Origin of the sequence: Acidaminobacter sp. JC074, from assembly GCF_022496765.1 — a bacterium.
Lineage (GTDB): Bacteria > Bacillota > Clostridia > Peptostreptococcales > Acidaminobacteraceae > JABXKX01.
The window spans coordinates 20,318-30,975 of record NZ_VANV01000005.1; the positions used below are offsets into that span (position 1 = coordinate 20,318).

The 10,658-nt window shown below is 34.3% G+C and carries 10 protein-coding genes; all 10 read right to left on the reverse strand.

Annotation, left to right across the window (positions count from 1 at the left end; all coding sequences use genetic code 11):
• Positions 1 to 10: 10 nt before the first annotated feature.
• Positions 11 to 397, reverse strand: coding sequence for a hypothetical protein (locus EZV73_RS06155; protein ID WP_240839346.1), 387 nt, complete (start codon positions 395 to 397; stop codon positions 11 to 13).
• Positions 398 to 495: 98 nt separating this feature from the next.
• A complete protein-coding gene (locus tag EZV73_RS06160; protein ID WP_240839347.1) occupies positions 496 to 2,334 on the reverse strand; it encodes a protein kinase in 1,839 nt (612 codons plus the stop codon).
• Positions 2,335 to 2,435: 101 nt separating this feature from the next.
• The gene (locus EZV73_RS06165; RefSeq protein ID WP_240839348.1) at positions 2,436 to 3,653 is read right to left on the reverse strand and encodes an EAL and HDOD domain-containing protein; all 1,218 of its coding nucleotides are present in this window, start codon (positions 3,651 to 3,653) and stop codon (positions 2,436 to 2,438) included.
• 38 nt (positions 3,654 to 3,691) lie between these two features.
• Positions 3,692 to 4,285 (reverse strand): ankyrin repeat domain-containing protein, encoded by a 594-nt coding sequence (locus EZV73_RS06170; RefSeq protein ID WP_240839349.1) that lies wholly within the window; start codon positions 4,283 to 4,285, stop codon positions 3,692 to 3,694.
• A gap of 27 nt (positions 4,286 to 4,312) precedes the next feature.
• Positions 4,313 to 5,677: a protein kinase gene (locus EZV73_RS06175; RefSeq protein WP_240839350.1), complete on the reverse strand. Its 1,365-nt coding sequence runs from the start codon at positions 5,675 to 5,677 to the stop codon at positions 4,313 to 4,315.
• Between the two features lie 407 nt (positions 5,678 to 6,084).
• On the reverse strand, positions 6,085 to 8,091 hold the full coding sequence (locus EZV73_RS06180; protein ID WP_240839351.1) for a methyl-accepting chemotaxis protein: 2,007 nt from the start codon (positions 8,089 to 8,091) through the stop codon (positions 6,085 to 6,087).
• A gap of 230 nt (positions 8,092 to 8,321) precedes the next feature.
• Complete coding sequence (locus EZV73_RS06185) at positions 8,322 to 8,789, reverse strand: hypothetical protein (RefSeq protein WP_240839353.1); 468 nt, start codon at positions 8,787 to 8,789, stop codon at positions 8,322 to 8,324.
• 9 nt (positions 8,790 to 8,798) lie between these two features.
• A complete protein-coding gene (locus EZV73_RS06190; protein WP_240839355.1) occupies positions 8,799 to 9,266 on the reverse strand; it encodes a hypothetical protein in 468 nt (155 codons plus the stop codon).
• Between the two features lie 7 nt (positions 9,267 to 9,273).
• Positions 9,274 to 10,071, reverse strand: a complete 798-nt coding sequence (locus tag EZV73_RS06195) for a sensor histidine kinase (protein WP_240839357.1) — start codon at positions 10,069 to 10,071, stop codon at positions 9,274 to 9,276.
• A gap of 4 nt (positions 10,072 to 10,075) precedes the next feature.
• A complete protein-coding gene (locus EZV73_RS06200) occupies positions 10,076 to 10,450 on the reverse strand; it encodes a hypothetical protein (protein ID WP_240839359.1) in 375 nt (124 codons plus the stop codon).
• Between the last annotated feature and the right edge of the window lie 208 nt (positions 10,451 to 10,658).

The window sequence follows — 10,658 nt, forward strand, 5'->3', positions numbered from 1 at the left end:
AAAGTCTATACTAAGACGATTTAACTTCTATATTGTATAAATCCCCTTCTTTAAGTATAGCTGTAAGATACATTTCTATACATTTTGAATAGCCACGCATTCTATCATCATCACCAATGACTTTTAGTAGATCACCTACGTGATGACGTTTAAATCGTAGCAAACGTTTAGGATAAATATATCTCATACCGTTTATAATAACACTAAACTGCGATACTGGATGACCAGGATAAAAAAATAACGTCAAATTTTCCGAAGGAGTACAAATCTTTGCAGCAATCCCTTGATGCATATTCTTCAACTCCATTGGATATCTCAACGTTATATCTTGCGAAAGCATACCCTCAAGTATGCTGTATAATTCCATTAAACTGCGGTTTTTATACTGACTTTGCATAACACATCTCCCCTGACATTAATGCTTACATTATAATCAAGAACAGACTTATTTCAATATATCATGTCCATTTAGCCGTATGACTGTCTATTTAGCCATCAATTCTCAAATAAGATGGATTTGTTGACAATATGTGATGACCGATCATTTAAAATATGTGTGGCAAAGATTTCATATTGACCATTTAAAAGCGTCTCATCCAGTTGAATATAACCCGTTTCTGCACTGGCTTCAAAGGCGGCAAAAGAACCATCTTCATGGACCAATCTAATGTGAATCATACCCCCTTCAAATGGCTGCCATTCTATTAAATCATTCTTTGAAAAAACAAAATCATCCTCCATCTTCAGCACAGGCGCTTTCAGTTCATCATCTGAATATATTTTAACATACACATGACTAAAAGCAGAATTTAAGTCATCCACCTTCTTTTGTACAGAAACCATATAATCTCCCTTTGGAAGTGATTTACCAAGGTCTAAAGACACATGTTCTGTGTACATATCTCTGATGATTTCAAGGCTACCTAGTTCAAGCATTACCACCCTTACTAAGCCACGGTTCTCCCAAGAAATACTTTTGTCTTCAGACTCATAAAAAGCATAGTTTCTTAGACTTATTTCAGGGCTTTCATCAGCAAACTTGCTATCTTTAGTTATGTAAAACTCATAAGTAAGGACCTCTGAAGCATCATTTGAAATATGAAGTTTATAAGAACCTGGATTTAAGCAAAATCCAGTCAAATCAATGGCAGTTATATGGGTTACTAGACGGTAATCGACATCGTTCCCTTGTAATACAATATTGAAATTACACGAACTTTCACAATCTACCCATCTTATGACTTTTTTCTCATTAAACTCAAAAGAACTTCTTTTGGTAATCATTTTAAAATCAGAAGTATATGTTGTTTCCGCTACTGCGTCAGCTTCCTTGACTGGCTTGGGAATCATATCAATGATACCAGACTTTCTAACCATAAAAATGGCTACCATAACGAGGAGTATGGCAAGAAAAGTTTTTAAAACATCAAAGGTCTTACTCTTATCTACAACCTTATGGTTTAAAAGATTATTAAACTCAGTGATATTTTGAACACGGTCTAAAGGATTTCTTTCAGCCGCCTTTTTTATCAAATAAGATAATCTATCAGGCTGCATCTTTTTATGGATGGTTGTTGTATAAAACTCCGCATGCCCTAGTAAATACTCAAGTACTTTGCCTAATGAGTAGCAATCTGTTGTTTCCGTTAAAATACCACCACTGGTCACTTCTGGTGCTATATAAATATCATCGTCATTTTGACTGACAAAGTAAGATCTTTTTAAGCCATTGAAATCACCTACGATGACATGGTTCTCTGCTATATAAATGCTGGAAGGAGAAAGTGTCTTTACAACACATCCTTTTGAATGTAGTTGTTCAACGCCGTGAAGAATCATTTCGAACAATGATTTTGCTTGGTTTGGATAAAGTTTCTTATATTCTATAAACTGTTTTAAGTTTGGATAAGGCACGTATTCCATGATAGTATAAACTGTTTCATTGCACTCAAAAACATCCAAAACATTGACAACATACTTTGAAGACATTCTTTTCATCATAAGAGATGATTCTTTATAATACTTCTTTAGATTACTCAGCACCCTTATACTCTCAACAGCCTCATCTACGAGTTTAACAATAGTTCCGTCTCTTTCTAAACGAATAGAAACACCCATATAGGAAAAATCAATCATTGGGAAAAACTCTTTTATGACGATTCTTTGTTTTGTGACAGAGTTTCTACCATAGTATACAAAACAGTCATTAGATCTATGAATGGTTTTTTCAATTACGTATGCCGTTTCTCCAATTCGACCATTTTCTAATGCAGAAAGATTCTCAATAGCTTCAACTGTTGGTTTCATTTTCAATAATTCTTCTAAATGAAACATACACCCCTCCTAGAAGTTTAATGTATAACAAAAAGGTCTAACATGCAAGAAATTAGGAATATTTAGCCATATTACTGCGCATTTCGCAAAAAAACTGAGACTTAGCTCAGTTCAATAAACATTCTCTCTGCCCATGATATAGCAGATACATAGTCTTCTGGTAACATGGTCAGTTCATAATTTAATCTCTTGGCTGCAATTTCAGCCTCGTCAAAAACACCCTTTTCATAGGCTAAACAGAGTTTCATAGCATCTGAGTACCTTGTTTCATGACCCAGAAGCGTCAATTTCATTTCTTCCCCTATCGGTAGATTTTCTAAAGCATCTGCCATATTCATCTCAAGTATAACATCCAAAACAGAAAGAGTGCCTAAAAGAGAAAGTAAGTTTTCTTCTTTTTTCATAGATGAATGTCTGGCTATCTTTGAAAGCAAGTTTGATCTGATAAGCGCATACTTTACAGCTTCAGACGATTCTTTACTCGACATGTTCTGTACCATGGCAAGTGACAGCCAGGTCCTGAAATGATCTATACCGAGAACTGCCAAGGCCTGCTGAACAGAAGTAATCTCACTTATGGGTTTGGCATTGGCATTTACTAGCTTTAGAAGTTTATAGGTCAAAGCCACATCTTGTAAGATGATATCTGATAGAACATGAAAATCCGGTTCGGGATTGTTCAGTTCACTCATCAATCTCACATATTGCAAGCCACTTGAGTTCATAGTTTTTCTAGTCTCAACAGAAGGTCTAGCAAAATAAAAACCTTGGAAATAAGTATAGCCCAGTGACTTGGCCAGCTCAAACTCTTCTTTTGTTTCAACCTTTTCAGCCAATAGGATTTTGTCCGTACCTTTTATTCTTTCAACAACATCTCTTCTGCAATCATCATCACACTTGGCAAAATCAACTTTGATGATTTTCACAAGATCCAAAACGTCTTCATGAGGATAGTTTGAACAATAATCATCTAATACTAAGGTATAACCAAGCTCTTTTAAATGCTGTAGCCTCTTTAAGAGCTTCTTATCTGGCACTACCGTTTCCAGTATTTCTACATATACTCTTTCATTGTTCAAGAGTTCTGGCACACCCATTTCAACCAAGTGCTTGTCAAAATTGATGAATGCCTTTGTATCACCGACTAGATTGTCCAGTCCAAAGTTGAAATAAGAGTTCATTAATAGTAAAGATGTTGCCACATTATCTGATAAATGGGCATTGAACCTGTTTTCTGCACTGTCTCTATAAAGCAACTCATAGGCAACAACTTTATAGTCTGCATCAAATATTGGTTGTCTCGCTACATATATATCCATAAGCCCTCCTAATTGAGGTATACCCGAATACAGCTAAATTAATCTCTTTGTAGTTTATATAGTTCAGGACTTGTCACCAATTTGTTTTCAAAGTATGCGACTACTTCACGTGTTGACCAAGTCTCTAAAAACGAATCTAATGTTAAGCCTGTCTTTTCTAGAAAACGACTTAATCCCTTATCGATAAAAATCTTCATCAAATCAAAATCAGATGCATGTATAGACTTTAAAAAGTGATTGCCATCAGCATCGCAGACATTTAGATCAGCCCCACTGTCAACAAGTAGCTTGGCACGGTCATGATCGATACAGCCAAAAATTGGCGTTACAGATGCCTTGTTAAACAAGTTAACATCTGCCCCATAACTAATGATAAGCTCCAGCTTATCTAAGTCCTTACAGACATGGACAATAGAGTCACCCTGTTTATTTTGAATATTTAAATCAATATCTGCATCCAGTAACATTTTTAAAACGTCCTTGCTGACACCATCTTCTACAGCAAAGAAAAGTGCATGCTCCTTAGTCTTTCTGTAAATCCTGTTAAGGTCACCTCCAGCTTCAATGATCTTTTCGACCATATGAGGATTATCCAAGTATTTGTATATCTTTAACTTCTTGTATTTTTTCATAACCCACCCAAAAAGAATAGACCAAGTCTATTCTTTAATCTCTAAATGCATAATTTCATATAGTAATTCATCCGATATCTTATAATATAGTTTAACAAGATATTTGTCCTCTGGCAAATCAAAGGCTGATATATTAACAGATATCTGGTGTTCAAGTAAATCAATGGTCAGAATTTCCTTATTTGAGTTGATAATTTCTAAATGACTGATCAGAACATGTTCCTTCTTCAACCACCTGATATCAAGACTTGTATCTGTCATAACCAAATGATCCAATAGGAAGTAACATGGTTTGTCTTCGATTATCACCTGTCCAAGAGGTACTTCTTCCTCCTCGATAAACAAATAATCATCTGACATCATGGTGTCATTGTTGTACTGCCATACTAGAATAAGACATGAGAAAAAAGAAATCATGGCTATCATGGCTATCACAGCCTTTGGCGTTCTAAAGTAAGATGAATCTTCATCGGATGACAATACCTTTTTCATCTCAACAGCACTTTTGGTACGGATATTATGGTCAAATTGAATGGCATTATAAGCAAGCTTTTGATAAACATCTTTGAGTTCACCTGAAAGCATGTTTAAGCCTTCAAAGTAATCACCACTCTCATGCATACTTGTAATGACATCTATAATCACTTTACCAATGGCATAAACATCTGTCCAAGTACCAATCACACCATTATGCATAATGATTTCAGGGGCATAATATCTGCATTCATAAGCGTCTGCATCAAATATTTTAATGTCTTTTAAATAGTCACATGTACCTATTGAATCAATGAGTATTTCATCTTGCTTGATATAAATATTTTTAGGATTAATATTTCTATGAACAATCTCTCTTTTATGAAACCTACTGATCATATCAACAAGTTCCTTCGTTAGCCACTTAAGTTCTTGTGTATTAAACTGATATTTTGTATCTATAAAGTCCTGTAGGGTTGGCCACTTGTTGTAGTTAAATACAAGATAAGCTGTATTCTTATCATAAAAGGATTCCTGAATCTTTAATATAGGACTCCCATGAGATACTTTTTCAAGATAGTTTGCCTCTTCTAAAAAACTTTCTAAGAGCTTTTCATATTGTTTTTGTCTTAGAGGTGTTTCATCCATTAAACGTAGACTAAGTGTTTCGTAATCACGCACCAAATAGAGCTGCTCTTCATATCCTATAGCATCTCTTGGAAAAAACTCCTTAATGGTCACAAAAACATCTCGCTTTAAATCAATTGCCTTATAAAGAAATGAACCTTGACATATGCCTTCTAAAAAAAGAATTTCATATTGATTGTTCAGTAAGGCAGTTGGTGGTAATGAATCGCTATGTTTAAGTTGTTCTGAACTCATTGTTTTAATATCGTCTAAACACTGCAAAGTAAACATACCTAGCTCCTTAACTACTTTAATTATACTTCATGATATGTTAATAATCATAAGGTATGTCTATTTAGCAAGATAAGCGCCTATTTAGCCAAAAACGAGCATGTTTTACATGTCTATTTTATATAAAACACTTGCAATCAGAAGCTTTCAGGCCATTTTTCATTTTTATAATGTATAAGCAAATAAAAAAAATTCCTTATACACCTCTTCAATATGAGGATAGGACCATTTGTGTACAAAAATCAAAATGGGACAAGACCTCTCTTATAGTCTTATCCCACTTCATTATCATCTCAGCCAAATTTAATTATATTATACGACACTCACAAAAAATAACCATACTTCCTGCTCATTTAGCCGATATGGTGGCTATTTAGCCAAAAAAAAGATGTTTCCGAAGAAACATCTTATAATTTGTATTGTCCAATCATATCATTAAGATCAAGGGCCATTTGACTAGATTCTTCTGCAGCAGCAGATAAAGCCTCTGTAATAGCCGATTGTTCTTCAGCAGCAGCAGAAATTTCCTGTGCCTTTGAAGCATTCTCTTTTGATGATTTTGTCGAATTTTCTACAGACAACATAATATCGTCTGAAATAACTACCTGATCTTTACAGATTGTTTCAAGCTCAGTAACAAATGTATTTAATGATTCAAAAGTTGTCATGATGTTCATAAACTTACCATCAAGTGATTGAATTGTCTCTTCACCTTGATCAACGTGTAATTTAGAATCATTAACATTGTTGTTGGCATGATCGATTAATGTCGAAATCTCATTTAATACTTCGTGGATATTGGCTGACTCTAATGTTGTTTGTTCAGCAAGCTTTCTTACTTCTTCAGCAACAACTGTAAAACCTCTACCCGCTTCACCAGCACGTGCAGCTTCTATAGATGCATTCAGTGCAAGTAAGTTGATCTGCTCAGCAATACCCTTGATGATTTCACTGATACCTGTAACCTTCTTAGCTTGAATGTTTAACTCAGCAAACGACTCAATGATTTCTGATGTCGATTTAGAAATATTGGCTATAGACTGAACCGATGATTGTACCCCTGTACGACCTTCAGATGCAACTGCCATGGATTCCTGACACACCTCTTGACTCTTATTAGCAAGGTCACTTGATACATCAATAGAATCATTTAACTTAGTCATTTCTTCTTCAACAGAAGACATCATGCTTTCATTTGAAAGGATGTTATTCATCATCTCTTCAATGTTTTGACTTACTTCTTCAGAACTCGCATTAACTTCTTCTGAAGAAGCCGTTAACTCCTCTGCTGATGCAGCCATAGAGTTTGAAATATCGTTGATCTGAGATAGTGTTGCTCTTTGGTTTTCTAACATCTTATTGTATGAGTGACCCAGCTCTTCAATCTCATCTTTAGTCTTGATTTCTACTGGAGATGTTAAGTCACCTTCACCTGCCTTAGCCATTGATTCTTCCAATAAACGAATAGGCTTGATGATAGAGAAGTGAACCACTGCAAAACCTACTAAAGACGCTAGGATAACTGCAGCGATAATCATGTAAATCGTCACAGTCATGATGCCAATTGAAGTAGAATTCAGATCATCTTCATCTACAGTAATAACAAGTGACCAGTTTTCAAAGTTCTTGTACCTAACAATCTTAGAAACACCATTCAGTTCATATTCTCCAGAATCTTCATCACTCGTTTGCATTTTGTCTAAAAATGCAGACAATTCAGGATTATTGTCTGAATATAAGTTGTGTTTGTCTTCTACTAATTGAGCATTCTTATGGTAAACAAGTGTACCTCTGTCATCCCCCTTATTGTCAACAATATAAGCATAACCGTGTTCACCAATCTTAGTATCTTCTACTAAATTAACTACAAGTGAATACTTTACAGAAGCAATAACTGAACCGATGTATCTGTTATTTTCAAATATTGGTTTACAAATTACAACAACCTGTTCACCACTACTCTTTGAAACAACAATCTCACTGATGACAACATCTTCTGTTTCTTTTCCTTCTTTTATGTAATCTCTTTCTCCAACACTTACACCACTTAGGCTGTTAACAGCATCTGATACAAACAAGGTATCTGAACTATCAACTAAACCTATCAAGTCCATTAGATCACCATTATCTAATACAACGTCTGTAAGCATTTCTTGTACGCCACTATTGCTACGACCTGATTTAATTGCGCTTTTCACACTCGGATTATGTGCTATAACGTTTACTAAGCGTACTGTACTTTCTAATTTTTCTTCTACTAATTTAGCTCTTAGAGCCAATTCCGAATCGACCTTATCCGATACCAATTCATTCATACTCGTGTATGATCTAAAAATTGAGTATCCGCCTATCGCCAGACTGACTGCGATGATAATCGCTACAATTCTGATGAGAAGCTTCCTTAATAACTTCATTCTTTCCTCCTTTTTACAATCCTCAGCCTTTTTATTATACATAAAGATATTTTGATAAACAATGAAAAAAGTATAAAATTTCTAGTTAGACCATTTGATTGGATAAATAGACGTGACCGGACACATTTTTCGACAAAATATAAGTTTTATACAAAAGTTTTTATTTAACTTAACAATACGTAAAAATAATCATAAAAAAACTGGCCTAGATAGCCAGAATTTATGCTTGTTTAGTTGTATCTTGAAATATCTAGTATTCTTACATCAAATGTTCTCAGAACTATGTAGATCATCATCATGACCATAACAAGTGTTGTATACTGATAAAAGTCATTTTCAAGTGCTAAGCCATAAGACTTAAACTGATGGATCAAGAGGGTAAATATATTGACATTGGTGGCCAAACTGTTAATAGCCATATTGACTATAATGATTAACACACTAGATGTGAGTGGCAGCTTTAAAAATATCAGAAAGCCTACTAAAAAACCTAGGAACAAGAACGGATACTTATACTCTAATGGCAGATGCACCTGAATCACAAAGTCATTAAAGACAAAGACAAGTTGCATCCAGAGTACATAAGCCATAACCATCTTTTGCTCCACTTTGATGTAGAACAATTGCTTTAAGATGCTTACCGTCAAATAAGTAATGATTAAATTATGTATACCAAAAACCCAATGTACTGCCAACATAAGCGACTCCTAAACATACTTTTCCAAATCAAATATTTGTAAGTTCAAAACTTTTGTCAAAATAGACAAGAGAACAATACTAACAATATAACATGTATATTGTAAATGCTGCGCTTCCAAAGCAACACCGTAGTTTGGAAAAAGAAATACCAACATAAAGTACAGATTAATATTTGTGAAGATGCCATTTAAAGCTGATGTAGTCGTAATAACAATCAAGGATCCGACGGTCTTCAGCTTGATGATATATCTAAAGCCAATGTAGAGACCTAAATACAAGACGATATACTTGAGTTCTCTTTGTAAATAGGGAACCACCAAGTAAAAATTGATTTGATAACAAAGCATCATCCACCCAATAAACAGACCCATTTGTTTTTTTGTTACTGTTAAATTAAACAACTGTTTGCCAAGAAACAAGATAACGCCCATGGCCAACAGATCGTATAAATAATGAATTGGGTAATTATAAAACATGCTTTTCCTATTCTAAATCAAATACTATATCAAATGACGTTCTCTTATCATCTGATAGAACCGAAATTCTCGCATTCACCTTTTCAACCAGCTTGTACACAATAAAGAGACCAGCCCCTCTAGAGCCTGCTTTGGTAGAATAACCATAGTTGAAGAGTTTATCTTTTACATCATCAGGAATCTTGGCACCATTGTTGGAAACTTGAATAATCACTTGGTAACCGGTCCCTAAAATTGACAGATTCATCTGTCTGTTGTTTTTACGATTCTTCAACACCTCTATAGAGTTATCAAATAGATTCCCTAAAACGGTACATAACTGTTCACCAGTCATACCAGCTGTATCAAGTAGTGACTTGACATTTTCTTGAATATCATATTCAAACTCTACATCTAAGTTCTTACAGATATGAATATACCGCTGAAGGATGATGTTGAGTATCTCTAAGTCGTAATCCAACACCTTCTCATCGTAGTATTCCTTTTGCGTTTTCTCAATATAATGTAAAAGTGTATCTCTAGATTCGTTCTTATATATTCTTTTTATGTTTTTAATATGATTGAGTGATTTTTGCTTTTCCTCATCTAAAAGTACCACACGATTTCTTTTAGATTCATCACTTGAAATCATATGGTGGATATTCTCTAGCTCATAGAGAATGTAAATCAAGTTTGCCGCTGTTAAGATAAAACCAATCATAACAATATGCTCGCCTAAGAAACCACCATATAAAAATAAGTAAAGCATAATCAAAATCTGAAAGATGATCATATCAAATCTTAGATATCTTAATCCTTTTTTCATAAGTCTACTCTTTTTCTAATTCGCTTTGTAAATATGCCTCTAATTCGTCGTAGTTTTTCATCTTGGCATAAGACTGTATAATCTGAAGCTTTCTTGTGATTTCGTGTTTTTCTATAGAAACATCACGATAATCATCCATCACTGCTTGTTTGGCTCTTAAGACATTTAACTCTAGTATTCTATCTACAAAGATCCTATCAATCTTTCTAATGAGACGAATACCAAATATAAAGATAAAGGTCATCAAGGTTACTCGAATAAAGAAGTCTACATTCAAGACAACATTGTATCTAAATCTGGTTATGAAAAACAAATCTATTAATGCAATCGCAACAATTGCAGTACCTATAAAAAGGTATACTTTCTTTAGCTTTTCCATACTACCCCCATAACAACACCTATCTTTTTTATTATATACCACAGGAGGTGGTCTTTCAAACTAATGGCAATTTTTTCTAATAGACTCTATCTTTTTGCAGTATCTATCTAAGAACTACAGATTAAACTCAAAAGCCTAACCTGCTCTTAGCTCTGTATAAGGAGTCGCCACTCTTTAAATATATGCAGAAACCTTTGCACAAAAAGAA

Excerpts from the sequence above, each read along its gene's own strand:
- EZV73_RS06190 (WP_240839355.1), bottom strand. The coding sequence starts at position 9,266 with ATGTTTTATAATTACCCAATTCATTATTTATACGATCTGTTGGCCATG.
- EZV73_RS06160 (WP_240839347.1), bottom strand. The coding sequence starts at position 2,334 with ATGTTTCATTTAGAAGAATTATTGAAAATGAAACCAACAGTTGAAGCT.
- EZV73_RS06180 (WP_240839351.1), bottom strand. The coding sequence starts at position 8,091 with ATGAAGTTATTAAGGAAGCTTCTCATCAGAATTGTAGCGATTATCATC.
- EZV73_RS06165 (WP_240839348.1), bottom strand. The coding sequence starts at position 3,653 with ATGGATATATATGTAGCGAGACAACCAATATTTGATGCAGACTATAAA.
- EZV73_RS06185 (WP_240839353.1), bottom strand. The coding sequence starts at position 8,789 with ATGTTGGCAGTACATTGGGTTTTTGGTATACATAATTTAATCATTACT.
- EZV73_RS06170 (WP_240839349.1), bottom strand. The coding sequence starts at position 4,285 with ATGAAAAAATACAAGAAGTTAAAGATATACAAATACTTGGATAATCCT.
- EZV73_RS06175 (WP_240839350.1), bottom strand. The coding sequence starts at position 5,677 with ATGTTTACTTTGCAGTGTTTAGACGATATTAAAACAATGAGTTCAGAA.
- EZV73_RS06195 (WP_240839357.1), bottom strand. The coding sequence starts at position 10,071 with ATGAAAAAAGGATTAAGATATCTAAGATTTGATATGATCATCTTTCAG.
- EZV73_RS06200 (WP_240839359.1), bottom strand. The coding sequence starts at position 10,450 with ATGGAAAAGCTAAAGAAAGTATACCTTTTTATAGGTACTGCAATTGTT.
- EZV73_RS06155 (WP_240839346.1), bottom strand. The coding sequence starts at position 397 with ATGCAAAGTCAGTATAAAAACCGCAGTTTAATGGAATTATACAGCATA.